Origin of the sequence: Burkholderia arboris (genome assembly GCF_038723655.1) — a bacterium.
Taxonomy (GTDB): domain Bacteria; phylum Pseudomonadota; class Gammaproteobacteria; order Burkholderiales; family Burkholderiaceae; genus Burkholderia; species Burkholderia arboris.
Genome location: NZ_CP109821.1, coordinates 2,832,618 through 2,859,505, shown reverse-complemented (window position 1 = coordinate 2,859,505; position 26,888 = coordinate 2,832,618). Strand labels below are relative to the sequence as shown.

Sequence of the window (26,888 nt, the reverse complement as noted above, 5' to 3'; positions counted from 1 at the left end):
TTGTCGCTTATTAAGTCGTTACATGAATGAGTCGAGCATGGCCGATCCGACACCCGACCTGCGCCAGTGGCGCTATTTCGCGACCGTCGCCGAAGAGCGTCATTTCGGCCGCGCGGCCGAACGCCTGTCGATGACGCAGCCGCCGCTGTCGCAGGCGATCCGGGCGCTCGAGGACGCGCTCGGCGTCGCGCTGTTCGTGCGCACCAAGCGCTCGGTGGCGCTGACGGCGGTCGGCGCGGCGCTGTTGCCCGACGTGCGCCGTCTGCTGGCGTCGGCCGATGCGCTGCCGCCGCTGGCGCGACGGCTCGCGCGCGGCGAGGCCGGTTCGCTGTCGCTCGCATTCGTGTCGACCGCCGATTACGGGCTGCTGCCATCGTTGCTGCGTGCGTTCGGCGCGCGCTATCCGCAGGTGCGCCTGCAGCTTGCCGAGGCGACGAGCGATGTGCAGATCGACGAACTCGTCGCCGGGCGCATCGACGCGGGGCTCGTCATTCCGCCCGTGCCGCCGCGCCATGCGGCCGGGTTGTCGTACCTGCCCGTCATGCGTGAGCCGCTGGTCGTCGCGATGCCGGCCGCCGGGTCGCCGGCCGCCGGATCGCCGGCCGCAGCGTCCGACGCGCCCGAAGACGCGCCCGTGCATCTCGCCGAAGTGGCCGCGTTGCCGCTCGTGATCTTTCCACGTCGTTTGGCGCCCGGCTTTTATGACATCATTACGGGCTGCTACGGCGCGGCGGGGGAAACCCCGCGCATCGGCCAGGAGGCGATCCAGATGCAGACGATCGTCAGCCTCGTGTCGGCCGGCATGGGCGTCGCACTGGTGCCGCAATCGCTGCGTAACCTGCGGCGCACCGGCGTGGTCTACCGGCCGCTTGCCGGTCACGCGCCGGTCGTCGAGACGGGTTTGGTGTGGCGCACCGGCGACGTGAGCCCCGTGCTCGCCGGCTTCATCGACGTCGTGCGCGCGCAGGGTCTTGCCGCGTGACGTGAACGATGGCGCGCGGGTGCCGTCCAACGCGCGGCGCTGCACACATGCCATGGCCGTACCGTATTCGAAAATTTCTTCGCTAACCCATGATCATTCACCCGAATTTCGACCCCGTTGCGATCCATCTCGGGCCGCTGGCCGTGCGCTGGTACGGCCTCATGTATCTCGTCGGCTTCATCGCGGCGATCGTCGTCGGCCGGATCCGCCTGAAACTGCCGCATGTCGCGGCGCAGGGCTGGACCGCGAAGGACATCGACGACATGATGTTCTACGGCGTGCTCGGCACCGTGCTCGGCGGCCGGCTCGGCTATGTGCTGTTCTACAAGGCCGATTTCTACCTCTCGCATCCGCTCGACGTGTTCAAGGTGTGGGAAGGCGGCATGTCGTTTCACGGCGGCTTCCTCGGCGTGACGCTCGCGATGGTGCTGTTCGCGTGGCAGCGCAAGCGGCACTGGCTGCAGGTGACCGATTTCGTCGCGCCGATGGTGCCGACGGGGCTCGCGGCCGGGCGGCTCGGCAACTTCATCAACGGCGAACTGTGGGGCCGCGTGACCGATCCGACGGCGCCGTGGGCGATGCTGTTCCCGGGCGCGATGCGCGACGATGCGGCCTGGCTGCCGAAGCATCCGGCGCTCGTCGAGAAGTGGCATCTCGCCGACGTGTTCATGCAATACCAGATGCTGCCGCGCCATCCTTCGCAACTCTATGAAATCGCGCTCGAAGGTGTTGCACTGTTCTTCGCGCTGTTCTTCTTCTCGCGCAAGTCGCGGCCGATGGGCGCCGTGTCCGCGCTGTTCCTGATCGGCTATGGCCTCGCACGCTTCACGGTCGAGTTCGCACGCGAGCCCGACGATTTCCTCGGCCTGCTGGCGCTCGGCCTGTCGATGGGGCAGTGGCTGTCGCTGCCGATGATCCTCGCGGGCATCGCGTTGATGATCTGGGCGTATCGCCGCCGCGCGGCAAACGCTGCTGCGTGATGTGAAATCGATGCGCGCGCAATCGACGCGTGCTTCGACAACGTGAAGGCAAACAAAAAACGCCGGCCCTCGGGCCGGCGTTTTTCGTTTTCGGCAGCTGCGCGATGCGCGTTACTTCATCTGCACGGAGCCGTTGACGGTGACCGACACGGTGGCCTTGCCGCCTTCGACCGCGATCGGTGCGCTCATCTTCGCGCTGTCCATCGGTGCCGCGGCCATTGCCATCATGCGCGTGTACGGCTGCACGTTGCGGCCGCTGCCGACATTCACGTCGCGGATCGTGTAGCTGCTGTAGCCGAATGCCTTCGCGGCTTCGTCCGCGCGTGCGCGGAACGACTTGATCGCTTCGGTCGTGAGCTTCTGCTCGGCCGTGCGCTGTGCTTCGGGCGACAGCGAGAACTCGACGTTTGCGACCTGCATCAGGTTCGACAACTGGCCCGCCAGCTTCGACGCCGCCGCGAAATCGCGCGATTCGAGTGCAACCTCGGTACGGCCGCGCCACGCGGAAATCTTGCCGTCGCGATCGGTGCTCGGATACACGGAGAACGCTCCGGTGTGCGCGGTGACGCCCGATACGCCCTTCGCCTGCGACAGCGCCGCATCGGCGCGCTGGTTCAACTGCGCCGTGAGGCTGCCCGGATCCTTGGCCTGCTGCTCGTAGAACAGCGTGATGTGGATGATGTCCTGCGGCACGTCGGCGCTGGCCTGCGATGACAGCGACAGCACACCCGCCGGCTCGGGGAAATGCGGGTTTGCGGTCTGCGCGTGCGCGGCGGGCGACGCGAGCGTCAGCGCGACGGGAACGGCGGCGGCGAGGGCGAGCGACAGCGCGAGTGCGGATTTCTTGGTCATTGTTGGACTCCTTGTGCGAGGGCGCGCACGCGGATTGCGCGTGCGCGACGCGGGCGTACCGCGCGACGAAAAAAACGACAGCCGGCCCGATCGACCGGCAGCGGTTGCTTAGGCTGCGCGAAAGTGCCGCGAGTTCCGTGACGGCAGCACGTGCTGACCAGATTTGACCTTTGGCGCGCGCTTACTTCATCAGCTTTTCGGTGATGAACCGCCATTCGGCGCGCGTGACGGGTGTGATCGACAGCCGGTTGCCGCGTGCGAGCACGCGCATGTCGGCGAGCTCGTCGTGTTCGCGCAGGGCGGCGAGCGGCACGAGCGGCGACTTGTTCACGTAGCGCACGTCGACGAGCAGCCAGCGCGGCGTTTCCTGCGTCGATTTCGGGTCGTAATAGGGGCTGTTCGGATCGAACTGGGTGGGATCGGGGTAGGGCGTCGACGACACTTCGGCGAGGCCCGCGATGCCCGGCTCGGGGCAACTCGAGTGATAGAGCAGCACGCCGTCGCCGATCTTCATCGTGTCGCGCATGAAATTGCGCGCCTGATAGTTGCGCACGCCGGTCCACGGCAGCGAGCGCTGCGGGGCATTGGCGAGATCGTCGATGCTTGCTTCGTCCGGTTCGGACTTCATCAGCCAGTATTGCATGGATCGTGATCGACGCAGAAAGAGGCTGCTACAAAAGAAAACGGCACCGGGACGTGCCCGATGCCGTTGGATAGGCCCCCGCCTTGGCCGCTAGGCCGGCATCCTGAACCTGGGGTTCAGAATTGGTCGCAGTTAGCAGCACTTCGGGTACATCAGACAGAGTGACGCGCGCGCCCGTGCTACAAATTTCCGCAACCGTGCACATGGCATTGGTTCAAGGAATATATGACCTTGGCGAACCAGGCAGGGAAGCTGACTGAACTGTGATTCGATGCGCCAATTTGACCACCGTTGATCGCAGAGATCAAGGGGAATCGACGCATCGATTAAAACGTTACTGCGTCTCGTGCTGTGCGAGCACCGCGCCGAGCTGTTCGTTCATCTGGTGCATTGTACGACGGATTTCCTCCGCCGGAAATGCTTCACCGTGCCGCACGCTCGTTTGCAGCCGCAGCAATTCCGATGCGAGCGACAGCGCCGCCATCACCGCAATGCGATCGGTGCCGCGTACCGAGCTGTTCGAGCGGATTTTCGACATTTCGGCGTCGACCCGCGCGACGGCCTCGAGCAGCGCCGCTTCGGTCTCGGCCGAACAGGCGAGCCGATAGGCCTGACCGAGAATCGAGACTTCGATCTGCTTGGTGCTCATGCATGTTCTCCGTGGCTGGCCGCGTCATCGCCATCCGGACGCGCCTGCGCATCCAGCAGGTCGAGCTGGTTGTCGGCTTGCTCCGCGCTTTTCGAGCGCGGCAGCTTTTCGAGAATCGCGTTCAGTTTCACCTGGGCGTCGTCGATCTTTGCCGACAGCGTGTCACGCTCGGCCGCGAGCGCATTGCGTTCGTCGCGCAGTTCCGCGAGTTCCGCGCGGACCGTGTCCGCTTCCGCGCGCAATTGCGCGACCTGCTCCTCGAGCGCGAGCCGTTCCGCGTGATAGCGCTTGTTCAGCGAAATCAGACGGCCAATATTTTGAGATAAGGTTTCGAGTTCGTTGAGCATTTGCTGCGTCCTCTAAAGACCCAGCATTTTAGCGCGGAATACCGTGCAATCCGACATCTGTAACGTTTCCAGTCGTAACACCCCTGCTTCTTGCCGTGAATCGGTGCTTCCCGTACGTGTCCGGACGCTTCCTTGACGCTCGCGTTACCCGCTCCTAAACTGGCGCCGCCTCGGTGCTCGCGCGTGGCACGCGCGGTTAAACGGGAAGCAGGGCGTGCGCTCCGGGAGCACACCAGCCTGCGCTGCCCCCGCAACGGTAAGCGGCCGCGTCCCTTGACGCAGGCCGGCTCGGGCGCGTTTTGCGTGCAGATGTCGCACGCGGGCGCGGGCCACTGCGCGTGAAACGCGCGGGAAGGCGAGCCGGACCGCCGCCAGCCCGGATACCGGCCGAGACGGGAAGCCCGCATGGGCTTCGTGACGCGTGGCCTGCGGGGAGGCGGGGCGCGCAATGCTTCACGGAATGTTCTTCGATGCTGACCCCAATCGTCCGCGCGGCGTCCCTGTCACGTCCGGCCGGCACCCTCAATCGGATGCGCCGCGCGCCATGCGCGCGGCCGTGCACGGCATGAGCGCCGCGCGCGCCGCCGCGATCTGGGCCGCGCTGGCCGCCGTGGTCGCGCTGCTGTTCGTCGCGTCGCTGTCGATCGGCAGCGTGCCGATGTCGCCGTGGCAGGCACTCGCGTCGCTCGTGCCGCATGGCGGCGATGCGCTGTTCGCAGATATCGTCCGCACGCTGCGCCTGCCGCGCGCACTCGCCGGCTTCGCGTGCGGCGCGCTGCTCGCGCTCGCCGGCGCACTGCTGCAGGTGCTGCTGCGCAACCCGCTCGCGGAACCCTACGTGCTCGGCGTGTCCGGCGGCGCGGCCGGCTTCGCGCTCGTCGCGATGATCGCGGGCGGCGCGTGGTGGCTCGTCGACGCGTCCGCATTTGCCGGCTCGCTCGTCTCGGTCGCGCTCGTGCTCGGCCTCGCGCGCCGCGAGCTGTGGCGCGGCGATTCGCGCGACGCGTCGCCACGCTTGCTGCTCACCGGTGTCGTGATCGCGGCAGGGTGGGGCGCGCTCGTCACGCTGTTGCTGTCGCTCGCGCCCGATGCGCGGCTGCGCGGCATCATCTTCTGGCTCACGGGCGACCTCAACGGCGTGACGGCGCCGTGGTTCGCATGGAGTGCGCTGCTGCTGGCCGCCTGCGTCGCGCTGCCGGCCGCGCCGCAACTGAACGTGCTGCTGCGCGGCGATGCGACTGCGCAGGCGCTCGGCGTGCCCGTCGCGCGCCTGCGCATGCGGATCTATCTCGTCGCGTCGCTGGCCGCCGCGGCCGCGGTGACGACGGCCGGCACGATCGGCTTCGTCGGACTCGTCGTGCCGCATGCGCTGCGGCTCGCATTCGGCAACGACCAGCGAATGCTGCTGCCGGCCGCGATGCTCGCGGGCGGCGGCGGCGTGATGGCGGCCGACCTGCTCGCGCGCACCGCGATCGCGCCCGCGCAGTTGCCGGTCGGCGTGATGACCGCGTTGATCGGCGTACCGGTGTTCCTGTGGATGTTGTTGAGGAGACCGATGCGATGACGGATGCCGCACGACACGCCGATGGCGGCGACATGACCTGCGCGGCCGTCGACCTGACGCTGACGGCCGGCGCGCGCACGCTGCTCGACCGCTTCACGCAGGCGTTCCGCCCAGGCGAGATCTGGTGTGTCGCGGGGCCGAACGGCGCAGGCAAGACGACGCTGCTCGCGACGCTCGCGGGGCTGCAACCGCCGGCCGGCGGACACGTCGAGATCGACGGCCGGCCGCTTGCCGTGTGGCGCCCCGAACAACTTGCGCAACGCCGCGCGCTGATGCTGCAGCAATTGCACGATGCGTTCAGCGCGACCGTGTTCGACACGGTGCTGCTCAACCGCTTTCCGTATCTCGGCGGCTGGGGCTGGGAGCGCGACGGCGACCGAACGGCCGCGCGCGATGCGCTCGCGACGTTCGACCTGACCGCGCTCGCGTCGCGCGACGTCCTGTCGCTGTCGGGCGGCGAGCGGCAGCGGGTCGCGCTGGCCGCGACGCTGTGCCAGGATGCGCCGCTGATGCTGCTCGACGAGCCGCTCGCGCATCTCGACCTGCATCACCAGATCGACTGCCTGACCGCGCTGACCGCGTGGCTCGAAACGGGCCCGCGCACGGTGCTGTTCTCGTGTCACGACCTGAATCTCGCACGGCGTTTCGCGACGCATGCCTTGCTGCTCGACGGCCGCGGCCGCGCGTGGGCCGGCCCCGTGCACGACGTGCTGACGCCCGCGCGCGCGAGCGACGCGTTCGGCTATCCGCTCGTGCTGATCCGCGAGAATGGTCGCGATGCGCTGCTGCCGGCGTGGCCTGCGCGACAATGAGCTTTCCCTTTCCGATTCTTTCGATGCGCGGCGCATGCCGCGCGCACGACACGGCTCCTCGATGACGACTCCGACCCACTTCCCGCCCGCGATCGCGCCCCTCGACGACACACTGCGCAAGCGCCTGCAGCATGTGATCGACCACAAGACCAAGCCGCCCGGCAGCCTCGGCCAACTCGAGGCGGTCGCGCTGCAGATCGGCCTGATCCAGCGCACCGAGCGGCCGGTCGTGCAGCGTCCGGTGACGATCGTGTTCGCGGGCGACCACGGGATCGCGGCCGAGGGCGTCAGTCCCTATCCGCAGGCGGTGACTGCGCAGATGGTCGCGAATTTCCTGGCCGGCGGCGCCGCGATCAACGCGTTCTCGGGCGTCGCGCAGAGCACGCTCGAGATCGTCGATGCGGGCGTCGCGTCACCGCTGCCGCTGTCGGACCGGCTGGTGTCGCTGCCGGTCGCGCGCGGCACGCGCAACTTCGCGGCGGAGCCGGCGATGACGCGCGACGAGGCGATGACGGCGCTGGCCGCCGGCGCGGCACGCGTGCGCCTGCACGCATCGCTCGGCACGAACGTGATCGGTTTCGGCGAGATGGGGATCGCGAACACGTCGTCGGCCGCGTGCCTGATGAGCCGTCTGCTCGACGTGCCGATCGACGCATGCGTCGGGCGCGGCACGGGCCTCGACGACCAGGGCCTCGCGCACAAGCGCGCGGTGCTCGGCCGCGCGCTCGTCAAGCATTCGCACGCGGTCGCGCCGCTCGACGTGCTTGCGACGTTCGGCGGCTTCGAGATCGCGATGATGACGGGCGCGTACCTCGCGGCCGCGAGCGAGCGGATGACGATCCTCGTCGATGGTTTCATCGCGACAGCCGCGCTGCTCGTGGCCGAGCGCATCGCCCCCGGCGTGCGCGACTACTGCGTGTTCTCGCATACGTCGCACGAGGCCGGACACCGGCGCATGCTCGAGCATTTCGGCGCGAAGCCGCTGCTCGCGCTCGACCTGCGGCTCGGCGAAGGCACGGGCGCCGCGCTCGCGCTGCCGCTCGTGCGCGCGGCGGCCGCGTTCCTCAGCGAGATGGCGAGTTTCGAATCCGCGGGTGTCGACAATCGTGACGCCTGATCGCGCGCGCGGCGTGGGGGCCGAACTGCGCTACTTCTTCGTCGCGCTCGGTTATTTCACGCGCGTGCCCGTGCCGCGTTCGATCGGCTACGCGGCCGGCGATCTCGACCAGGCCGCACGCTATTTCCCGCTCGTCGGCGCATGCGTCGGCGCGTGGGGCGCGCTGGTCTATCTGGTCGCGCTGCGCGCGCTGCCGGCGTCGATCGCGGTCGGGCTGTCGATGGCCGCGACGCTGCTCGCGACCGGCGCCTTCCACGAAGACGGCCTGGCCGACAGCTGCGATGCGTTCGGCGGCGGCTATACGCGCGACGACGTGCTGCGCATCATGCACGATTCGCGGATCGGCACGTTCGGCGCGGTCGCGCTCGTGATCTCGCTCGGGCTGAAATGGCAAGCGCTCGCGTCGATGCTGCCGCTGCGCGCCGCATGGACGATGATCGCCGCGCATGCGGCGAGCCGCGCGGCGGCCGTGAGCCTGCTGATGACGCTCGACTACGTGCGGCCCGAGGGCAAGGCGAAACCGGTCGCGCAACGGATGGGCGCGCGAGCGGCCTGCGTTGCTGCGATCTTCGGATTGCCCTGGCTGTTCTGGCCGGACTGGCGCATGGGCGTCGCGGCGTGCGTGGCGCTCGTGCTCGTGCGCGCATGGGCGGCCCGCTATTTCGTGAAGCGGATCGGCGGTTATACGGGCGACTGTCTCGGCTTCGCGCAGCAACTGTGCGAGCTGGCGATCTATCTCGTGGTGCTCGGATGGACATCGTCCTGATCCGCCACCCGGCCGTCGGCGTCGAGCCGGGCATCTGCTACGGACGCAGCGACGTGCCGCTCGCCGCGCCGGCCGACGCCGGCGCGCAGGCCGTACGCGCGCATCTGGCGGATCTTGGCGCGCCGCTGCCCGACCGGATGTGGACGAGCCCGCTGATGCGCTGCGCGTCGGTTGCCGAACGGCTGGCGCGGGCATTCGACGTACCGCTGCGGCGTGATGCCGGCTGGCAGGAGATGGATTTCGGCACGTGGGAAATGCAGCGCTGGGACGATATCGACCGCGCGGCACTCGACGCGTGGGCGGCCGATCTGATGCATGCCTGCGCGCACGGCGGCGAAAGCGTCGCGCGATTCGTCGCGCGGATTGCACGGCAGGCCGATGCGATGACGACGTTCGACGGGCCGCAGTGGGTCATCACGCATGCGGGCGTGATCCGTGCGTTCGCGTCGCACGTTTTGCGTGTCCCGCTCGATACGCTGTTGTCGCGGCCGGTGCCGACGGGCGGTGTCGTCTGGCTGCGCGCGGATGCCGCCGCGCGAACGTGGGAAGTCGTCCGCTGGGACGAATAGGCGCGCCGCCGCCTGCATGCAAGCGGCACCGCGCGCGGTCAACAACGTCTCGGGCATCGGTCGCATCGGTCGCATCGGTCGCATTGGTCGCACCGTTCGCCGGTGCGCGTTGACCGCGCAAGTCGCCGGGACTCAGCGCGCCGGCCGCCGGGTTCGCGCGGCATCGAGGTCCTCGCACAGCGCGGCCGCACCCTGCGCGATCCGCGGCGATGGCCGCGTCAGCAGATCGCCGTCGATCGCGAACAGGTTGTTGCGCGTCACGGCCGTCAGCGCGGGCCATGCGCGCCAGCGCGCGAGGCTCGGCAGCGGCTCGTTCGAACGGGTTGCACCGGCGCTCGTCGTCACGATCGCTTCCGGATTCGCCGCGAGCACGGCCTCGTCGGTGACGGTCGGCACGAGCGGCTTGAGCGACGCGAACACGTTGCGGCCGCCGCATAGTTCGATCACTTCGTTGATCAGGTGGGCGCCGTTGAGCGTCATCAGCGGCCGGTCCCACACCTGGAAGAACATCGTGACGGGCGGACGCGCCGCGTAGCGTGCGCGTAGCGAGCCGATGTCGTGCGTCAACGCAGCCGCGGCCGCATCGGCCGCCGGTTGCGTGCCGAGCAGCGTGCCGAGCCGGCGCAGCGACGACGACACGTCGTCGAGATGTTTCGGTTCACTGAAGAACAGCGGGATGTGCAGCGCGCGCAGCGCGTCGGTTTGCCGCTCGGCGTTGCCGTGCCGCCAGACGACGATCAGGTCGGGCTTCAGCGCGGCGATCCGTTCGAGGTCGAGCGCCTTGTTGTCGCCGACGCGCGGCACGGCCTGCGCGGCGGGCGGATAGTCGCTGTACGTGACGGTGCCGACGAGCTTCGCGCCGCCGCCGGCCGCGTAGACAAGTTCGGTCGCGTGCGGTGCGAGACTGATGACGCGCTGCGCGGGCGCGGGCAGCGTGACCGGATTGCCGGCGTCGTCGCGCGTCGACACATCGGCGTGGACAAGCGGCGCGTAAGCGAGCGCGGCCACCATCGCGGCCGGAGCGAATCCGCGAAACGTGCGCGGAGTCATGCGGATTCCTGGTGCAGCAGCGGCACGCAATGGGCGAGCGCGTCGCCGAGGCGCTGCCATTCGGCTTCGCTGCCCGGCAGGCCGACGCGTACGCTCGACGGTGCCGGGAAGTACCGCGTCCAGATCCCGCGTGTCGCGAGTGCCGCATGCAAAGCCGCAGCGCGCGGGTCGTCGGTCCAGCTGAAGAGCGGCGTCGCGTGAACCGCGAAGCCATGTGTGCGCAGCAAGGCCGCCAGACGTTCGCCGTCGGCCGCGAGGCGCTCGCGGGCGGCCGCTTGCCACGCGCGATCGGCGAACGCCGCCATCACCGCGTGACGTGCCGGACCGCCGACTGTCCACGCGCCGAGCATGTCGCGCAACGCGGCGATCCGGTCGGGGCACGCGAGCACGAAGCCCGCGCGGATGCCGGCGAGCCCGTAGAACTTGCCGACCGAGCGCAGCACGACCAGCCCCGGGCGATTGACCTGCGGCGCGAGCGACTGCGGCGCGCCGGTATCGGCGAACGCCTCGTCGACGATCAGCGTGCCGCCGCGCGTCGCGAGTTGCGCATGCCAGCCGAGCAGGCGCGCAGCCGGCACGAATTCGGCGGTCGGATTATTCGGATTCCCGACGATGACGTGGCGCAGCGTCGCTGGCAGCATGTCGGTGCCGATGTCGAGCGGCACGACGCGATGGCCGTGGCGTGCGAACGCGGGCGCGTATTCGCCGTACGCGAGCGCTGCGACGCCGGCGTCGCCGGCCGGCAGCAACGCGGGCAACGCGCGGATCGCGGCCTGGCTGCCGGCGACCGGCAGCACGTGTGCGGGATCGGGCGCGTGGTAATACTGCGCGGCGCAGGCCGCGAGGCCGTCGCCGTCGTCGGGCAGCCGGCGCCAGGCGTCGGCCGGGACGGGCGGCACCGGATAGCCGACCGGATTGATGCCGGTCGACAGGTCGAGCCAAGCGTCGTACGGAATGCCGTGGCGGCGCGCGGCTTCGTGCAGGTTGCCGCCGTGCGCGATGCGTGTATCAGACATGATGGGTGGCCATGGCGAGTGCGCCGCTCGCGACCAGCAGCGCGAGCCACAGGGCAAGCGTGCGCGTGACGAGCGACAGCGCGGCGACGATGTGGAGGGCGGTGGCCGATGCGCCGGTGCCGAGCGCCGGACGATCCTCGATTTCGCCGTGATAGACGGCCGGGCCGCCGAGCTGCACGTTCAGGCTGCCGGCGCCCGCGGCCATCACCGGGCCCGCGTTCGGGCTGTCCCAGTGGCGCGCCTGCGTGCGCCAGCAGCGCCAGGCGGCGGCCGTGTCGCCGAGCAGCGCGTAGCTCGCGGCCGTGAGGCGCGCGGGTATCCAGTTCAGTGCATCGTCGAGGCGCGCGGCGGCCCAGCCGAAGGTCAGGAAACGCGGCGTGCGGTAGCCCCACATCGCGTCGAGCGTGTTCGCGAGCCGGAACAGCAGCGCGCCGGGACCACCGGCAACGACGAACCAGAACAGCGCGCCGAAGATCGCATCGTTGCCGTTCTCGAGCGCCGATTCGACGGCCGCGCGCGACAACGCGCCTTCGTCGGCGTCGCTCGTATCGCGCGACACGATGCGCGCGGTCAGCGTGCGGGCGGCCGCGAGATCGTGCCGCAGCAGCGCGGCGGCGATCGGCGCGATATGCTCGCCGAGGCTCTTCGCGCCGAGCGCGAACCACAGCAGCGCGACGTGCAGCGCAGCCGCGAGCGGCCAAGGCAGCACGGAGACGAGCCAGGCCGCGACGGCCACCGGCGGCACGACGGCCGCGATCCACGCGGCGACGCCGACCATGCGGCCGCGCCGGCCGGTGTTCAGTGCGCCTTCGATGCGTGCGGCGAGGCGGCCGAACGCGACGAGCGGATGCCAGCCGGCCGGCTCGCCGAGCGTGCGGTCGACGATCGCGGCCGCGACCGCGAGCATCGCGACGACGGGCAGCGACAGCATCAGCATGACGGCGCTCCGGCCTTCAGGTCGAGCGGCAGCCCGGCGACGAGCAGCGTCACGCGCGTCGCGAGCGCAGCGACGCGCTGGTTCAGGCGCCCGAGCTCGTCGACGTAACGGCGCGTGACCGACCCGAGCGGCACGACGCCGAGCCCGATCTCGTTGCTGACGACGATCACCTTCGCGCGTGCGCCGCGCAATGCTTGCTCGAGCCGCTCGACCTGCGCCGCGTACTGCGCATCGTCGAGCGGTGCGCCGTCGGCCGGGCACAGCAGGTTCGTGAGCCACAGCGTCAGGCAATCGACGAGCAGGCACGCGTGCGGATCGTCGAGCCGCGCGAGCGTGCCCGCGAGGTCGACGGGTGCCTCGGCGAAGCCCCAGTCGGCCGGCCGGCGCGCGCGGTGATGCGCGATGCGCTGCGCGAATTCGGCATCGGCGGCGGTCGCGGTCGCGATGTAGGTGACGGGGCGGCCGCTGTCGGCGGCGAGCCGCTCGGCGTGCGCGCTCTTGCCCGAGCGCGCGCCGCCGAGGACGAAGGTGAGGTCGTGCGGAATCATCGCGTGATTGTAACGGCGCGGGCGACCCGTCGCGGGCGATAATGCGGCCTTTGCTTCGCAACGACCTTCACACGATGAATGCACCCGAGCCGCGGCCGCGCGGCACGCTGATGATCCAGGGCACGACGTCCGACGCGGGCAAGAGCACGCTCGTCGCGGGCCTGTGCCGCCTCGCGCACCGTGCCGGTGCGCGCGTGGCGCCGTTCAAGCCGCAGAACATGGCGCTCAACAGCGCGGTGACGTCCGACGGCGGCGAGATCGGCCGCGCACAGGCGCTGCAGGCGCTGGCCGCGGGTGTCGCGCCGCATACGGATTTCAACCCCGTGCTGCTGAAGCCGACGAGCGACCGCGGCGCGCAGGTGATCATTCACGGCAAGGCGCGCATGAACCTCGACGCACGCGCGTATCACGACTACAAGCCGGTCGCGTTCGATGCGGTGCTCGAATCGTATGCGCGCCTGCGTGCCGGTTACGACACGGTGATCGTCGAAGGCGCGGGCAGCCCGGCCGAGATCAACCTGCGCGAAGGCGACATCGCGAACATGGGGTTTGCCGAGCGCGTCGACTGCCCGGTCGTGCTCGTCGCCGACATCGACCGCGGCGGCGTGTTTGCGCATCTGGTCGGCACGCTCGCATGTCTGTCGGACAGCGAACGCGCACGCGTGCGCGGCTTCGTGATCAACCGCTTCCGTGGCGACATCGGGCTGCTCGAACCGGGGCTCGACTGGCTGCGCGCGCAGACGGGCAAGCCCGTGTTCGGCGTGCTGCCGTACCTGCACGGGCTGCTGCTCGACGCGGAAGACATGCTGCCCGCGCAGGCGCGCAGCGCCGCCGCGCGCGGCGACGCCGGCGTGCTGCGCGTCGTCGTGCCCGCGCTGCCGCGCATCAGCAATCACACGGATTTCGATCCGCTGCGCGCGCATCCGCAGGTCGAATTCACGTACTGGAAGAGCGGCCCCGTGCCGGACGCCGACCTGCTGATCCTGCCCGGGTCGAAGAGCGTGCAGCGCGATCTCGCGTGGCTGCGCGATGCGGGCTGGGATGCGGTGATCCGTCGCCACCTGCGCTACGGCGGCAAGGTGATCGGCATCTGCGGCGGGATGCAGATGCTCGGCCGCACGCTCGACGATCCGCTCGGCCTCGAAGGCGCGCCCGGCAGCGTGCCGGGGCTCGCGCTGCTCGATTTCGACACGACACTGCAGCCCGACAAGACGCTGAAGAACGTCACGGGGCACGTCGCGCTGCCGGGCGGGGCCGCCGTGCGCGGCTACGAGATCCACATGGGCAACACGCGCGGGCCCGCGCTCGCGGCGCCCGCGCTGATGCTGGCAGCCGACGATGCGCAGGGCGGCGCGCGTCCCGACGGGGCGGTTTCCGCCGACGGCCAGATCTTCGCGACCTACGTGCACGGGCTGTTCGACGCGCCTGACGCCTGCGCGGCGCTGCTCGCATGGGCCGGTCTCGACGGCGCGGAACGGATCGACTATCCGGCGCTGCGCGAGGCATCGCTCGAGCGGTTGGCCGACACGTTCGCCGACCATCTCGACCTCGACGCGCTGTACGCCGAGTTCCGTTGAGGCCACGGCGGTTCGTGCTCGCTTTTTCCGCCCGATCGCGTACAACAGAGGAGGGCGGAGGTCCGCCTGGAGGAGTGCGACGATGAAGGCTCGATGGTGGTGGAGCGTGCTGCTCGCGGCGCTGCTGGGCGCGTCGGCGGTTGCGCACGCGTGCGATTCGTACGCGCCGGGCGGCCAGTCCGGCTCCGGCGACGCCACACAAGGCAAGAGCGGTTACTGAAGCATCGCAACGGGCATGATCGGTCATGCCCTTTTTTTTGCGTTATTCGTTCTTGGCGGGAATCAGTTAAAGCGTATTGGCGTGTTTATCGGCTGAAATGATTCGAATAGAGTGCGATCCATTGTCATCCACTCACGAAGGAATCCGCCATGAACGCCAATCGCCTGAACGATTTCGCCGCGATGCTGTTGCGTGTCGCGCTCGGCGTGTTGTATCTCGCGCACGTCGCACAGAAGGTGTTCGTCTTCACGCTGCCCGGCACCGCGCAGTTCTTCGCGTCGATCGGCCTGCCGGGCTGGCTCGCGTACCTGACGACGCTCGTCGAGCTGGCGGGCGGCCTCGCGCTGCTCGCGGGCTTCCGCGTGCGCGTCGCCGCGCTCGTGCTGCTGCCGTTCATGCTCGGCGCGACCGCCGCACATCTGCCGAACGGCTGGAGCTTCTCGTCGCCGAACGGCGGCTGGGAATATCCGGCGTTCTGGGCCGTCACGCTGGCCGTGCAGGCCCTGCTGGGTGGCGGCGCATTCGCGATCGGTGCGCGGGAGGCCGCGGTCCAGCGCGTGTAAGGCGGGCGAAAGCGGCGTCCGGATCGGCGCAACCCGTTCCGGTGACACCCCGTTTGCCGATATCATCGCTCCCTGTATCCGCAATCGAGCGGCGCCAGCCATGCGGCCGGCGCCGCGCGGCTTTTTCGGGGGAATTCATGACGGTGATCGTGGTGGCGAATCCGAAGGGCGGCGTGGGGAAGAGCACGCTGTCCACCAATCTTGCCGGCTATTTCGCGGCGCAGGGCGCCTGGGTCGCGCTGGCCGACCTGGACCGGCAGCAATCCGCGCATGCGTGGCTCGACCTGCGGCCGGCTGGCTTGCCGCCGATCGAGGCATGGGATCTCGACCCGGACGCGCCGTCGAAGCCGCCGCGCGGCCTCGAATACGCGGTGATCGATACGCCGGCCGGCCTGCATGGCACCCGCCTCAACCTCGCGCTGCAACTGGCCGACAAGGTGATCGTGCCGCTGCAGCCGTCGATGTTCGATATTCTCGCGACCCAGCAGTTTCTGGAGCGCCTGGCCGGCGAGAAGGCCGTGCGCAAGGGCAGCGTCGAGGTCGGGATCGTCGGGATGCGGGTCGATGCGCGCACGCGTTCGTCCGACCAGCTGCACCGCTTCGTCGAAGGGCTCGGCCTGCCGGTGCTCGGCTACGTGCGCGACACGCAGAACTACGTGCAGATCGCCGCGCATGGCCTGACGCTGTGGGACGTCGCGAAGAGCCGCGTCGAGAAGGATCTCGAACAGTGGCGGCCGATCGTCGAATGGGCCGAACGCCGTGCGCCGAAGGCGGACAAGGCCGAGAAGGTCGCCAAGGCGTCCTGAGCATGCAGCCGCCGCGCATGCGCGGGGCGAAATGAGAAGGGCCGGATCCCGTGCATTACGGGATCCGGCCCTTTGTGCATGAGCGGCGGCCGGATTACGTCCAGTTCTGCGTCGGCACGTGATCGCGGTGGCCCTTGATCTTGTTGCCGTCGTCGATGAACACGAGCTTCGGCTTCCAGCCGGCCTGCAGTTCGGCTTCGTCGACCATCGCGAACGCCGCGATGATCACGAGGTCGCCGAGCTGCGCACGGCGCGCGGCCGAGCCGTTCAGCGAGATCATCCCGCTGCCGCGCTCGCCCTTGATCGCGTACGTCGAGAAACGCTCGCCGTTGTTGATGTTCCAGATGTCGATCCGTTCGTTTTCGACGATGTTCGAGGCTTCGAGCAGGTCTTCGTCGATCGCGCACGAACCTTCGTAGTGCAGTTCGCAGTGCGTGACCGCCGCGCGGTGGATCTTCGATTTGAGCATGTGGCGCTGCATGGTGTCTCCGTGATGCGTCGTGAGAGGCGCGGGCGGGCCGCCCGTCAGATTTCCAGGTTGTCGATGAGGCGCGTCGCGCCGAGCTTCGCGGCCGCGAGCACGACGAGCGGCTCGCCGGCTTCGAGTTCGGCGGCGCTCGGCGCGATCAGGTTCGCGCGGCGGCGGATCGACAGGTAGTCGGGCGCCCAGCCGCGCTCGGCCAGGTGCGTGCGGGCCTGTTGCTCGAGCTTGCCGAGGTCGCGCTCGCCGCCGAGCACGCTTTCGCGCATGCGCTGCAGCGTCTTCGCGAGTTCGGGCGCTTCCTTGCGCTCGTCGGTGGACAGGTAGCGGTTGCGCGACGACAGCGCGAGGCCGTCCTCGTCGCGCACGGTTTCGGCGGCGATGATGTCGACCGGCAGCGCGAGCTGCTGGCACATGCGGCGCACGATCATCAGCTGCTGGTAATCCTTCTTGCCGAACACGGCGACGCGCGGCTGCACGCAGGCCATCAGCTTCGACACGACCGTGCACACGCCGGTGAAGAAGCCCGGCCGGAATTCGCCTTCGAGGATGCCGCCGAGATCGTCCGGCGGCAGCACGCGGTATTCCTGCGGTTCCGGGTACATGTCGCGCTCGGTCGGCGCGAACAGCACGTACACGTTTTCCTTCTGCAGCTTCTCGATATCGTCCTGCAGCGTGCGCGGATACTTGTCGAAATCCTCGTTCGGGCCGAACTGCAGCCGGTTGACGAAGATGCTCGCCACGACCGGGTCGCCGTGCTGGCGCGCGAGACGCATCAGCGACAGGTGCCCTTCGTGCAGGTTGCCCATCGTCGGCACGAACGCCGTGCGGTTCTGTCCGCGCAGCTGGTCGCGCAGTTCATGGATCGAGCTGATGACTTTCATGATCGGGTAGCGGGTTCCTCGCGCAGGCGCGCGTTGGCGCCGCAGCAGCGGCGTCGGGGTCGAAGCGGAGAACGCCGGCGCGCGGGCGGCGCATCGGGCGTCGGCGGATTGTAGAGGATTTGGCCGCCGGACGCATCGATAAAAGAACGATCGTTCACTTTTTAGCCGGGCGTGCCGGAAACCCGCGGGACGGCCAGCCGCCGCGGCGAGACGGCGAAGCGGCGAGCGCCGGGATGAAGCGGGGAACGGGAAGCGGCGGGGCGGGCGTTACGCGGGCAGGTACGCGAGGCGCACGTAGATCGGCGCGAACGGCTCGGCCTGCGTGATCTCGAGGAGCGATTCGCGCGCGAGCTCGAGCATCGCGATGAAGTTCACGACGACGACCGGCACGCCGCGCGACGTGTCGAACAGGTCGGCGAACTCCATGAAGCGTGCGTTCTGCAGCCGGCGCAGGATCAGGCTCATGTGTTCGCGCACCGACAGCTCCTCGCGGGAGATCTTGTGGTGCTGGACGAGCTTCGCGCGCTTGAGCACGTCGGCCCACGCGCCGCGCAGGTCGTCCGAATTCACGTCGGGAAAGCGCGGCGTGACGCTTTGCTCGATGTACACCTCGGCGCGCAGGAAATCGCGGCCGAGCTGCGGCAACTGGTCGAGCCGCTGCGCGGCAAGCTTCATCTGCTCGTATTCGAGCAGCCGGCGCACGAGTTCGGCACGCGGATCTTCCGCTTCCTCGCCGGTGTCGGCCTTCTTGACCGGCAGCAGCATGCGCGACTTGATCTCGATCAGCATCGCGGCCATCAGCAGGTACTCGGCCGCCAGCTCGAGGTTCGACGTGCGGATCTGGTCGACGTAGCCCAGATATTGCGCGGTGACCTGCGCCATCGGGATGTCGAGCACGTTGAAGTTCTGCTTGCGGATCAGGTACAGCAGCAGGTCGAGCGGGCCTTCGAACGTCTCGAGGAAGATCTCGAGCGCGTCGGGCGGAATGTACAGATCCTGCGGCAGCTTGAAGAGCGGCTCGCCGTACAGGCGAGCGAACGCCGCGACACCGTCGACCGTGTCGGGCGTCGAATCGGCGCCCGCGGGCGCGGCGATCGCGTCGTCCTGCCGGGCGGCGCTGGCCTCGTCGGCGGCGCTCACGTCGTCAGAAGTTCTGGTAGTAGACGTACGACGTTTGCTTCACGCGCGATTCCTGCTGCTCGGCGCGCTCTTCGAGGTCGATCGGCTGCTTGTCCCACAGCAGGGAACGGCCCTTGCGTTGCTCATCTTCGAGCGTCGGCTTCTGCTGCTTGAGCTGGTTCAGGAACTGCGTGACGTCGGACTGGTACGGCATGGCTGGATCTTCCGTTTCGGGCGGCGCACGATGCGCCGGATTCGCGATGGCGGGATTTTACCGCATCGCGGGGAACAGCCGGCGCCAATCGCGCGTCGAATCCGCGGGCCGGTGCCGACAGGCATCGTGCGGCGGTCGTGCCGGACCTAGCACTCTTTCACATTCGTTTGGCTTTGGCGTCCGCGCCCTGTGGTCAAATACAGGGTTTTCCACGAAACCGTAACAATCCAGGACGGCGAGGTCATATTTGGCGGGGCAGTCGAACCAGCAAGCACACACGGCGCACGACGCGGGCCCGCGCGCAGTACGCGATCGCGCCGGCGCCGCGGCCCGTGTCGCGCGGACGGCCCTGGCGGGTTGCCTCGTCGCGTTCTTCGCGCTGCCGGCCCATGCGAAGTACGACGTCGACATCGACGCGCCGCGCTCGATCCGCAAGCTCCTCAAGACGCATCTCGATATCGCGCGCTTCGCGAAGCGCGACGACATCAGCGACGACCAGTTCGACTTCCTCGTGACCGCCACGCCGCAGCAGGTGCGCGACCTGACCGCGACGGCCGGCTACTTCTCGCCGGTCGTGCGCACCGACGTGCGCACGCGCGACGGCAAGCGCGACGTGCGCATCGCGGTCGATCCCGGCAAGCAGACCGTCGTGTCGACGGTCGACCTGACGTTCAAGGGGCCCGTCGACACCGAGGATCCGAAGCAGGAGGCCGCGACCCGTTTCGCGTTCTCGCTGAAGCCGGGCGACCCGTTCACGCAGGCCGACTGGGACGGCGCGAAGGGCGCGGCGCTCAGGCAACTGCAGGCGCGCCGCTACATCGGCGCGAAGATCGTGTCGTCCGAGGCGCGCATCGATCCGCGCACGCAGCGCGCCACGCTCGCGGTGACGTTCGACAGCGGCCCGACGTTTACGATCGGCAAGGTCGATGTCGATGGCGTGCGTCGCTATCCGGAGAAGATCGTCACGAACGTCAATCCGCTATCGGAAGGCGAGATCTACGACGTGCAGCGGATCGCCGAATTGCAGCGGCAGTTGCAGAACACGCCGTACTACGCGAGCGTCGCGATCGACGTCGGCGACGATCCGGCGAAGCCCGAGCGCACGCCCGTGCACGTGAAGGTCAGCGAGTTCCCGTACAACAACATCCGTGGCGGCGTGGGCTTTGCCACCGACACCGGGCCGCACGTGCAGGGCTCCTATACGTATCTCGACACGTTCGGCGCCGCGTGGCCGCTGACCGTGTCGGGCCGGCTCGACCAGATCCAGCAGTACGGGCAGGTCCAGCTGTCGATGCCGCCGGGCGAGAAGGGCTGGACCAACAGCGTGCTCGCGTCGTACACGAACACCAACGTGTCGGATACGCGCATCTTCAGCGCGCGGATCGGCGCGCAGCGCACGCGCACCGGCCAGTTCATCGACTATTCGTATTCGCTGATGTACTACCAGGACCGGCTCGACCAGAACGGCGCCGGGCCGACCACGAGCCGCGCACTCGTGCCGCAATGGGCATGGACGCGCCGCAACGTCGACGATCCGCTGTTCCCGCGCTCGGGCAACCTGATTCACGCGGAGGCCGGCTTCGCGGTCAAGGGCGTGCTGACCGACCAGACCTTCGTTCGCGGCTACGCGCGCGGCCAGCAGTACCTGCCGGTCGGCAAGCGCGACCTGTTCGTGTTCCGCGCGGAGCTCGGCGGCGTGTTCACGGGCGGCAGCTCGACCGGCGTGCCCGCGTCGCTGCTGTTCCGCGCGGGCGGCTCGAATTCGGTGCGCGGCTACGGCTACCAGAGCATCGGCAACAGCGTCGACGGCTCGGTGCTGCCGACCAAGTACCTGATGACGGGCACGGCCGAGTACCAGCACTGGTTCAACCGTGACTGGGGCGCCGCGACGTTCTTCGATATCGGCACCGCGACCGATGCGTGGGGCGAGCGCGTGTTTTACCCGGGCGTCGGCGTCGGCGCGCGCTGGCGCAGCCCCGTCGGCCCGATCAACGTCGACGTCGCATACGGGTTGCGCAACCATAGCGTGCGCCCGTACCTGACGCTCGGCATCGCATTCTGACCGTACCGCTTCCTCGACGACGAACCGCATGACGAAGGACCCGAACGACACGCCGCCGCCTCACGATCCGGACTCGCCCGACGGCGCGCCCGATACGCCGCCGCGCGCGCCGCGCCGCGGCCGCGCGGTGCGCGTCGTCGCGTGGACGCTCGCGACGGTCGTGCTGCTCGTCGTGCTGGCAGCGGGGCTCGTGGCGGGCGCGGTGATGACCGAGCGCGGCACGCGGCTCGCGTGGCAAGTGGCCGGGCACGTGCTCGGCGCGCGGCTCGCGGGTACGCTCGAAGGCGGCTCGCTCGCGACCGGCGTGCGGTTGCGCGGGTTCGCGTGGACGAGCCCCGACGGCACCGGCACCGAAATCCGCATCGACCGGCTCGACGGCCGCTGGGCGCTGACCCGCGCGCCGTGGCGGCTGTCCATTGCCTATCTTCGCGCCGGCACGATCGACGTGCGCATCCCGCCGGGGCCGTCGACGCCGAGTACGACGCCGCAGGACCTGAGCCTGCCGCTGCAGTTGCGCATCGACGACCTGCGCGTCGATCACCTGGCAATCCACGACGGCGGGTCGACGACGCAGCTCGACCATATCGCGCTGAACGGCCGCAGTGACGGCCGTCACCATGAACTCGTGCTCGACGGCGTCGATACGCCGTACGGCGCGCTGACCGCGCGCGCGAAGCTCGACGGGGTAAAGCCGTTCGCGCTGACGGGCGAAGCCACCTACGCGGGCAAGCTGTCCGACGAGCCGGTCGACGCGCGGGCGCGCGTGTCGGGCTCGCTCGAGGCGCTCGTCGCCGACGTCACTGCGAGCGGGATGAAGCTGAACGGGCGCGCGCACGTCGAGGCCGCGCCGTTCGGCGCGGTGCCGCTCACGCGCGCGTCGCTCGCGTTCGACCACGTGAACCCGCAGGCGCTTTCACCCGGCGCACCGATGGCCGATCTCGCGGTGCGGGCGGAACTCGCGCCGGTGACCGCGCCGGCCGGCTCCGCGCCGGCGAAGGGTTTCGCGGTGACGGGCCCGGTGTCGATCGTCAACGCCAAGCCCGGCACGCTCGGCGACCATCTGCTGCCGGTGATCGACGCGCATGCGAGCGTGCTTCTCGACGCGCACGCGCAGCGGATCGACGATCTCGCGTTGAAACTGATCCGCGACGGCAGCGTGACGGGCAACGGCACGTTGAAGGGCGGCAAGGGCCGCTTCGACCTGAAGGTCGCGAACCTCGACCTGAACGCGTTCGTTGCCGAACTCCGGCCGATGCGCCTCGGCGGCCCGCTCGGTGTGACGCTAGCGAGCGACGTGACGACCGTCGACTTCAACCTGAACGACCCGAAGCTTGCGCTGGGCGCGCGCGCGAAAGTCGCGCTGACGCCGCAACAGACCGTGCTGACCGACGCGCGCGTGACGGCAGGCAAGGGCCGCATCGACCTGACGGGCGTGTTCCGTCACGACGCGCATTCGAGCTACGACGCGAAGGCCACGCTGACGACGTTCGATCCGCTGCTGCTAGCCGCGCTGAGTGCGCCGAAGGCCGGCGGCGGCAAGGCGCCCGCCAAGGCGGCCAAGGCACCGGCCACGCGCGGCGAGACGCGCGTGTCGGGCACGTTGACGGCATCGGGCGCGTTCGCGCCGCAGGTGTCGACGAAGGCAACGTTCAAGCTCGGCGACAGCCTGTACGACGGCGTGCCGCTGACCGGTGCCGGCGTCGTGCAGCTCGCCGGTTCGCGGATCCTGCCGAGCAACGCGACCCTGTCGATCGCCGGCAACCACGTCGACCTGCGCGGCAGCTTCGGCGCGCCCGGCGACCGGCTGCGCTTCGTCGTCGACGCGCCGCAGCTCGACCGGCTCGGTTTCGGCGTCGAAGGGCTCGTGCAGGCGCAGGGCGACCTGACCGGCAGCTTCGCGCATCCGAACGTGACGGCTACCTACAAGGCCGAGCACGTCGTCGTCGGCTCGAACCGGATCGGTACGGCACAGGGCCGCGCGGACATCCGCGACGGCGCGCACGGCGCGCTCGTGTTCACGGCCGACGCGTCCGATATCGCACTCGGTTCGCTGAAGCTGAAATCGCTGCGCGCGAACCTCGACGGCACGCGCGCGAAGCACACGCTCGATGCATCGGCGCTCGGGATGGCCGGCGGCTGCGTGATCGACCTGACGCTCGCGGCGAACGGCGGCGTGGTCGAGAATCGCGACGGGATGCGCTGGGACGGTACCGTCACGCGCCTCGCGAACCGCGGCACACCGGCGCTTGCACTGCAGGCGCCGCTGACGGTATCGGCCGGCGCCGGTCGCGTCACGCTCGGCGCGACGCGGCTCACGCTCGAAGGCGCGGCGATCGACCTGAAGTCGTTCGTGTTCGATCACGGCCAGATGCGCTCGGCCGGTTCGGTGAGCGGCGCGTCGGTCGCACGTTTCCTCGAGGTTCGTCAGGAGCTGACCGGCCAGCGGCCGCCGGTGCGGACCGACGTCGTGCTCGATGCCGACTGGGATTTCTCGCTCGGCGCGAACGCGACGGGTTACGTGCAGGTGAAGCGCCGCGGCGGCGACGTCACGATCGAAAGCGGGCGCGGCATCGCGTCGCTCGGGCTGACCGACCTGTCGGCGCGCGCGAACTTCACGCCCGGCAACCGGCTCAACGTGACGGCGCTCGCGAAGGCGAGCCGGATCGGCACGCTCGACGCCAACGTCACGGTGCCGTTCGCGCTGCGCGACGGCGTGTTCGGCGTTGTCAACGACGGCCCGCTGTCGGGCCGCATCGACGCCGACATCCCCGCGCTGAAGACGACCGGCAACCTGTTCGGGCCGAGCTACCTGCTCGGCGGACGCGCGGCGCTGAAGCTGACGGTCGCCGGCACGCCGGTGAAGCCGAACCTGTCGGGGATGCTGACGGGCGACGATCTGTCCGCGACGCTCATCGACCAGGGCGTGCAGTTGAAGGACGGCATCGTGCGCGTGAAGCTGTCGGACAACCTCGTCGAATTCCAGCAAGTCGAGTTCCACGGCGGCGACGGCACGCTGCGCGCGCTCGGCCGCGTGCGCCTCGACGGCGAGGCGCCCGACCTGACCGCGAGCATCGTCGCGGACAAGCTCGAGCTGTTCGCGGCGCCGGACCGCAAGCTGTCGCTGTCGGGCAAGGCGACTGTCGCGAACGACGGGCCGCGCGGTGCGTTGTCGATCGACGGCAAATTCGTCGTCGATCGCGCGCTGTTCGACCTGCCCGAGCAATCGGCGCCGCACCTGTCCGACGACGTCGTGATCGTGCAGCCGGACGGCACGGTGCGCGGCGAGACGCCGACGGGCACCGCGGTCGCGAAGCCGAAGCCGGTCGAGGACAAGCCGGCGCCGTCGCTCGCGCCGCGCGCGAACATCGACATCGGCCTCGGCAACAACTTCCGCTTCAAGGGCCACGGCGCGGATCTCGGGCTGCGCGGCACGATCACCGTGATGAGCGCGCCGGGCGTGCCGCTGCGCGCGGTCGGCAACGTGCGCGTGACCGAAGGGTCGACGTACACGTCGTTCGGCCGCAAGCTCGCGATCGAGAACGGCTTCTTCACGTTCAACGGCCCCGTGTCGAACCCGGGCGTCAACATCCTCGCGATGCGGCGCAACCAGGAGGTCGAGGCCGGCGTGCAGGTGACGGGCACGATCCAGTCGCTGACGGTCAAGCTCGTGTCGGAGCCGAACGTCACGGACAACGAAAAGCTGTCGTGGCTGCTGTTCGGGCACGGCACCGACCAGGGCAACAACGTCGGCCAGCAGGGTGCGATGACCGCGGCGCTCGGGCTGCTCGGCAGCGTGACCGGCAAGCGCGTCGCGCAGACCTTCGGTCTCGACGAGGTGTCGGTCGGCCGCAGCGAAGTCGGCCTGACCGATCCGCAGGTCGTGCTGGTGTCGAAGGCGATCAACGAGCGGTTCGTGCTCGGCTTCGAGCAGGGGCTGCAATCGGCGGCCAACGCGTTCAAGGCGACGATCAACCTGACGCGCTTCTGGTCGGTGTCCGCGTACGGCGGCACGTTCCAGGGCGTCGACCTGAACTACACGCGGCGCTTCGACCGGTGGTTCAGTCAGCGGTGACGGCGGCCGCGGCGCGCGACAGTGTGGCGCGCCGCGCCGATTGATTCCGCTGCGTGCGGTTTGTGCACCTATCCTTGACAATCGTTCAAATCATTCTAGATTGATCACGTTCGCGTGACCGGCGCCGAGCGGGCGTTCGACGCAATACGCGCGGGCGTTTCGATTTCGTCAACGATACGCAATGGGCACGGAAGCGGCATGATCGGCGGGCGCGCGGCCGGCCGGACGCGTCACGTCTGCGTCGATGGCGTCACGCAGGAGCACGCCGATGAAAGCGGTACTGGCTCATGTGAGGCGGAACAGAGAGGACTACGAAAATCTTCCGCTGTTCGACCGGCTGCGCGACGATCGCCTGCCGCCGCTCGTGCGGCTCGAGTTCGTGCGCGGCTTCATGTTCTTCGTGATGGCGTTCGGCGACCTGAATCGCTACGTGCTGCGTGCGGAGCCGCCGGCCGACGCGTACCAGGCGCGCGTGAACGCGCATACGCGCGAGGACGATCATCACTGGCCGTGGTTTCTCGAGGATGTCGAGACGCTGGGCTGGAACGATGCGACGACGCTGATCGATACGCTGCGCATGCTGTGGAGCGAGCACACCCATCGTAGCCGTCTGCTGATGTACGAGCTGTGCGCGATCGTCGGCGACGCGGACGGCGTCGAGCGCCTTGCCGTCATCGAAGCGATCGAGGAAACCGGCAACGTGCTGTTTTCGCTGACGACGCATGTGGCCGCGCAGGTGCGTGCGCAGACGGGGCGCGAGCTGCGTTACCTCGGGGCGTTTCATTTCGCACTCGAGTCGGGCCACCTGCAGAACGGCGAGCACGCGGAACTGGCGTCGATCGCGCTGGGCGGCGACAGCCGCGCGCGCTGCATCGCGCTTGTCGATCGTGTGTTCCGTGCGTTTGCCGCGTGGACGCACGAAGCGGCGACGCAGATCGATATGGCCGCGGCTGGGGCCGATATCGTGCCGGTTGCGCGGAGCCTGCCATGAGTGCCGCGCTGCCGCGTCACGACGACCGCGCCGCATACGATATCGCCCGCGGCCTGTTCGTCGGACCCGCAATGCTGATCGCGCACCGGCTCGGCCTGTTTCGTCGCCTCGACGAGGGGCCTGCGACCGTCGCCGCACTCGGCGACGCGCTCGGGCTCGCGCGCCGGCCGACCGAGGCGCTGGCGAATCTCGCGGTTGCGCTGGGTTTCGTGCAGTGCGACGCCAATCGCTATGCGCTGACGTCGCTCGGCGAGGACCTGCTGCTTGAACGGAGTCCGACGTACTTCGGCGCGTTCTGGGACCTGATGTACGACAACGCCGAGACGTTCTCGGTGGCCGGGCTCGAGGCCGCGTTGCGACGCGACGCGCCATGCGCGTACGGCGATGCGGACATCTTCCGCACGCATGAGCAGCAGGTCGAACTCGGGTTGCGCTTCATGCGTGCGATGGAGAGCCTGAGCGCGTCGCATGCGCCCGTGTGGCCGACGCGCATCGATCTCGGCGCGCATCGGCACATGCTCGACATCGGCGGGGGTTCCGGCGCGCACATCAAGGGGGCGCTGGCGGCATGGCCGGCGCTGCGCGCGACGCTTTTCGATCTGCCGACCGGGTGCGAACTGGCCGCGCACTTCGTTGCCGCGCCGCCGTGGCAGGCGCGGGTGACCCTGCATCCCGGCGACATGTGGTGCGATCCGTTTCCGGACGCCGACCTGCATTTCTATTCGAATATCTTTCACGACTGGCCAGCCGGGCGCAACGCGTTCCTCGCCCGCAAGAGCTTCGACGCGTTGCCGCCTCGTGGCCGCATCGTGCTGCACGAAGTGCTTTACCGCGACGACAAGCGTGGCCCGCTCGCGGCACCCGCATACAGCCTGATGATGCTCGGGTGGACACAGGGCGAGCAGTACTCGGCGCGCGAGCTCGAAGCGCTGCTCGCGGACGCCGGATTCGTGTCGATCGAAACCGTGCCGAGTTTCGGCGATCATAGCCTCGTGACGGGCCGTAAGCCGTGACGATGCCGGTAAGGGCGCTTGTCGCGGAGAGGCGGTGCACGAACCTGGCGACAC

Annotated in this window: 27 protein-coding genes, 1 other RNA gene and 1 riboswitch; of the genes, 15 read left to right on the top strand and 13 right to left on the bottom strand. The window is 69.2% G+C overall.

The window, feature by feature from the left end:
- The first annotated feature begins 37 nt into the window (after positions 1-37).
- Together OHZ10_RS13415 and lgt are read left to right on the top strand one after the other, a co-directional pair.
- Positions 38-982, top strand: a complete 945-nt coding sequence (locus OHZ10_RS13415; protein ID WP_342702746.1) for a LysR substrate-binding domain-containing protein — start codon at positions 38-40, stop codon at positions 980-982.
- 89 nt (positions 983-1,071) lie between these two features.
- Positions 1,072-1,962, top strand: coding sequence for a prolipoprotein diacylglyceryl transferase (lgt, locus tag OHZ10_RS13410; protein WP_059233444.1), 891 nt, complete (start codon positions 1,072-1,074; stop codon positions 1,960-1,962).
- A gap of 111 nt (positions 1,963-2,073) precedes the next feature.
- Here the strand turns inward: lgt and OHZ10_RS13405 are convergent, their stop codons facing one another.
- The 5 genes from OHZ10_RS13405 to OHZ10_RS13385 all read right to left on the bottom strand — a co-directional run bounded on the left by OHZ10_RS13405 (position 2,074) and on the right by OHZ10_RS13385 (position 4,453).
- The gene (locus OHZ10_RS13405) at positions 2,074-2,814 is read right to left on the bottom strand and encodes an SIMPL domain-containing protein (RefSeq protein ID WP_059233445.1); all 741 of its coding nucleotides are present in this window, start codon (positions 2,812-2,814) and stop codon (positions 2,074-2,076) included.
- A gap of 181 nt (positions 2,815-2,995) precedes the next feature.
- Positions 2,996-3,457 carry an EVE domain-containing protein gene (locus OHZ10_RS13400; RefSeq protein ID WP_342702745.1) on the bottom strand — a complete coding sequence of 154 codons (462 nt, stop codon included), beginning with the start codon at positions 3,455-3,457 and terminating at the stop codon, positions 2,996-2,998.
- 71 nt (positions 3,458-3,528) lie between these two features.
- Positions 3,529-3,710: non-coding RNA, 6S RNA (gene ssrS / locus OHZ10_RS13395), on the bottom strand.
- A gap of 81 nt (positions 3,711-3,791) precedes the next feature.
- Positions 3,792-4,106, bottom strand: a complete 315-nt coding sequence (locus OHZ10_RS13390; RefSeq protein WP_011352906.1) for a cell division protein ZapA — start codon at positions 4,104-4,106, stop codon at positions 3,792-3,794.
- A complete protein-coding gene (locus OHZ10_RS13385; protein ID WP_059233447.1) occupies positions 4,103-4,453 on the bottom strand; it encodes a hypothetical protein in 351 nt (116 codons plus the stop codon). Before OHZ10_RS13385 ends, OHZ10_RS13390 begins: the two co-directional genes overlap by 4 nt.
- Before the next feature lie 154 nt (positions 4,454-4,607).
- Positions 4,608-4,859: riboswitch (cobalamin riboswitch) on the top strand.
- Positions 4,860-4,901: 42 nt separating this feature from the next.
- Here OHZ10_RS13385 and OHZ10_RS13380 point away from each other — a divergent pair.
- From OHZ10_RS13380 to cobC, 5 genes are all read left to right on the top strand, one after another.
- Positions 4,902-6,017 (top strand): FecCD family ABC transporter permease, encoded by a 1,116-nt coding sequence (locus tag OHZ10_RS13380; protein WP_422674328.1) that lies wholly within the window; start codon positions 4,902-4,904, stop codon positions 6,015-6,017.
- Positions 6,014-6,829, top strand: coding sequence for an ABC transporter ATP-binding protein (locus tag OHZ10_RS13375; RefSeq protein ID WP_342702744.1), 816 nt, complete (start codon positions 6,014-6,016; stop codon positions 6,827-6,829). The genes OHZ10_RS13380 and OHZ10_RS13375 overlap by 4 nt, the downstream gene beginning before the upstream one ends.
- A 61-nt stretch (positions 6,830-6,890) precedes the next feature.
- Entirely contained in the window at positions 6,891-7,946 is a 1,056-nt protein-coding gene (cobT, locus tag OHZ10_RS13370; protein WP_174992958.1) for a nicotinate-nucleotide--dimethylbenzimidazole phosphoribosyltransferase, read from the top strand.
- Positions 7,936-8,712 (top strand): adenosylcobinamide-GDP ribazoletransferase, encoded by a 777-nt coding sequence (locus OHZ10_RS13365; RefSeq protein ID WP_342702743.1) that lies wholly within the window; start codon positions 7,936-7,938, stop codon positions 8,710-8,712. Before cobT ends, OHZ10_RS13365 begins: the two co-directional genes overlap by 11 nt.
- The gene (cobC, locus tag OHZ10_RS13360; RefSeq protein ID WP_342702742.1) at positions 8,697-9,281 is read left to right on the top strand and encodes an alpha-ribazole phosphatase; all 585 of its coding nucleotides are present in this window, start codon (positions 8,697-8,699) and stop codon (positions 9,279-9,281) included. The genes OHZ10_RS13365 and cobC overlap by 16 nt, the downstream gene beginning before the upstream one ends.
- A gap of 132 nt (positions 9,282-9,413) precedes the next feature.
- Here the strand turns inward: cobC and OHZ10_RS13355 are convergent, their stop codons facing one another.
- The 4 genes from OHZ10_RS13355 to cobU are packed head-to-tail and all read right to left on the bottom strand — an operon-like array spanning position 9,414 to position 12,832.
- A complete protein-coding gene (locus OHZ10_RS13355) occupies positions 9,414-10,331 on the bottom strand; it encodes a cobalamin-binding protein (RefSeq protein WP_174992955.1) in 918 nt (305 codons plus the stop codon).
- Positions 10,328-11,347 carry a threonine-phosphate decarboxylase CobD gene (cobD, locus tag OHZ10_RS13350; protein ID WP_059233453.1) on the bottom strand — a complete coding sequence of 340 codons (1,020 nt, stop codon included), beginning with the start codon at positions 11,345-11,347 and terminating at the stop codon, positions 10,328-10,330. The genes OHZ10_RS13355 and cobD overlap by 4 nt, the downstream gene beginning before the upstream one ends.
- Positions 11,340-12,284, bottom strand: coding sequence for an adenosylcobinamide-phosphate synthase CbiB (gene cbiB / locus OHZ10_RS13345; RefSeq protein ID WP_342702741.1), 945 nt, complete (start codon positions 12,282-12,284; stop codon positions 11,340-11,342). Before cbiB ends, cobD begins: the two co-directional genes overlap by 8 nt.
- The gene (gene cobU / locus OHZ10_RS13340) at positions 12,278-12,832 is read right to left on the bottom strand and encodes a bifunctional adenosylcobinamide kinase/adenosylcobinamide-phosphate guanylyltransferase (protein WP_059233455.1); all 555 of its coding nucleotides are present in this window, start codon (positions 12,830-12,832) and stop codon (positions 12,278-12,280) included. Before cobU ends, cbiB begins: the two co-directional genes overlap by 7 nt.
- A 74-nt stretch (positions 12,833-12,906) precedes the next feature.
- On the opposite strand from cobU, the gene OHZ10_RS13335 reads away from it, so the two are divergent.
- The 4 genes from OHZ10_RS13335 to OHZ10_RS13320 all read left to right on the top strand — a co-directional run bounded on the left by OHZ10_RS13335 (position 12,907) and on the right by OHZ10_RS13320 (position 15,998).
- Positions 12,907-14,409, top strand: coding sequence for a cobyric acid synthase (locus OHZ10_RS13335; RefSeq protein ID WP_342702740.1), 1,503 nt, complete (start codon positions 12,907-12,909; stop codon positions 14,407-14,409).
- Positions 14,410-14,491: 82 nt separating this feature from the next.
- Positions 14,492-14,629 (top strand): hypothetical protein, encoded by a 138-nt coding sequence (locus tag OHZ10_RS13330; RefSeq protein WP_174992953.1) that lies wholly within the window; start codon positions 14,492-14,494, stop codon positions 14,627-14,629.
- Positions 14,630-14,778: 149 nt separating this feature from the next.
- Entirely contained in the window at positions 14,779-15,192 is a 414-nt protein-coding gene (locus OHZ10_RS13325) for a DoxX family protein (protein ID WP_342702739.1), read from the top strand.
- Positions 15,193-15,329: 137 nt separating this feature from the next.
- Positions 15,330-15,998, top strand: a complete 669-nt coding sequence (locus tag OHZ10_RS13320) for a ParA family protein (protein ID WP_174992951.1) — start codon at positions 15,330-15,332, stop codon at positions 15,996-15,998.
- A gap of 94 nt (positions 15,999-16,092) precedes the next feature.
- Here the strand turns inward: OHZ10_RS13320 and panD are convergent, their stop codons facing one another.
- The 4 genes from panD to OHZ10_RS13300 all read right to left on the bottom strand — a co-directional run bounded on the left by panD (position 16,093) and on the right by OHZ10_RS13300 (position 18,696).
- Entirely contained in the window at positions 16,093-16,479 is a 387-nt protein-coding gene (panD, locus tag OHZ10_RS13315) for an aspartate 1-decarboxylase (protein WP_031398432.1), read from the bottom strand.
- 44 nt (positions 16,480-16,523) lie between these two features.
- Complete coding sequence (panC, locus tag OHZ10_RS13310) at positions 16,524-17,363, bottom strand: pantoate--beta-alanine ligase (protein WP_059233459.1); 840 nt, start codon at positions 17,361-17,363, stop codon at positions 16,524-16,526.
- A gap of 267 nt (positions 17,364-17,630) precedes the next feature.
- Positions 17,631-18,503 carry a segregation and condensation protein A gene (locus OHZ10_RS13305; protein ID WP_059233460.1) on the bottom strand — a complete coding sequence of 291 codons (873 nt, stop codon included), beginning with the start codon at positions 18,501-18,503 and terminating at the stop codon, positions 17,631-17,633.
- 4 nt (positions 18,504-18,507) lie between these two features.
- Positions 18,508-18,696 carry a DUF3460 family protein gene (locus tag OHZ10_RS13300; protein ID WP_011352889.1) on the bottom strand — a complete coding sequence of 63 codons (189 nt, stop codon included), beginning with the start codon at positions 18,694-18,696 and terminating at the stop codon, positions 18,508-18,510.
- A 247-nt stretch (positions 18,697-18,943) separates the two neighbouring features.
- On the opposite strand from OHZ10_RS13300, the gene OHZ10_RS13295 reads away from it, so the two are divergent.
- The 4 genes from OHZ10_RS13295 (at position 18,944) to OHZ10_RS13280 (ending at position 26,834) form a co-directional block, all read left to right on the top strand.
- Entirely contained in the window at positions 18,944-20,758 is a 1,815-nt protein-coding gene (locus tag OHZ10_RS13295) for an autotransporter assembly complex family protein (RefSeq protein ID WP_342702738.1), read from the top strand.
- Between the two features lie 28 nt (positions 20,759-20,786).
- Positions 20,787-24,830 carry a translocation/assembly module TamB domain-containing protein gene (locus tag OHZ10_RS13290; RefSeq protein WP_342702737.1) on the top strand — a complete coding sequence of 1,348 codons (4,044 nt, stop codon included), beginning with the start codon at positions 20,787-20,789 and terminating at the stop codon, positions 24,828-24,830.
- Positions 24,831-25,098: 268 nt separating this feature from the next.
- Positions 25,099-25,821, top strand: coding sequence for a hypothetical protein (locus OHZ10_RS13285; protein ID WP_174992949.1), 723 nt, complete (start codon positions 25,099-25,101; stop codon positions 25,819-25,821).
- Positions 25,818-26,834: a methyltransferase gene (locus OHZ10_RS13280; protein ID WP_342702736.1), complete on the top strand. Its 1,017-nt coding sequence runs from the start codon at positions 25,818-25,820 to the stop codon at positions 26,832-26,834. Before OHZ10_RS13285 ends, OHZ10_RS13280 begins: the two co-directional genes overlap by 4 nt.
- The last annotated feature ends 54 nt before the right edge of the window (positions 26,835-26,888 follow it).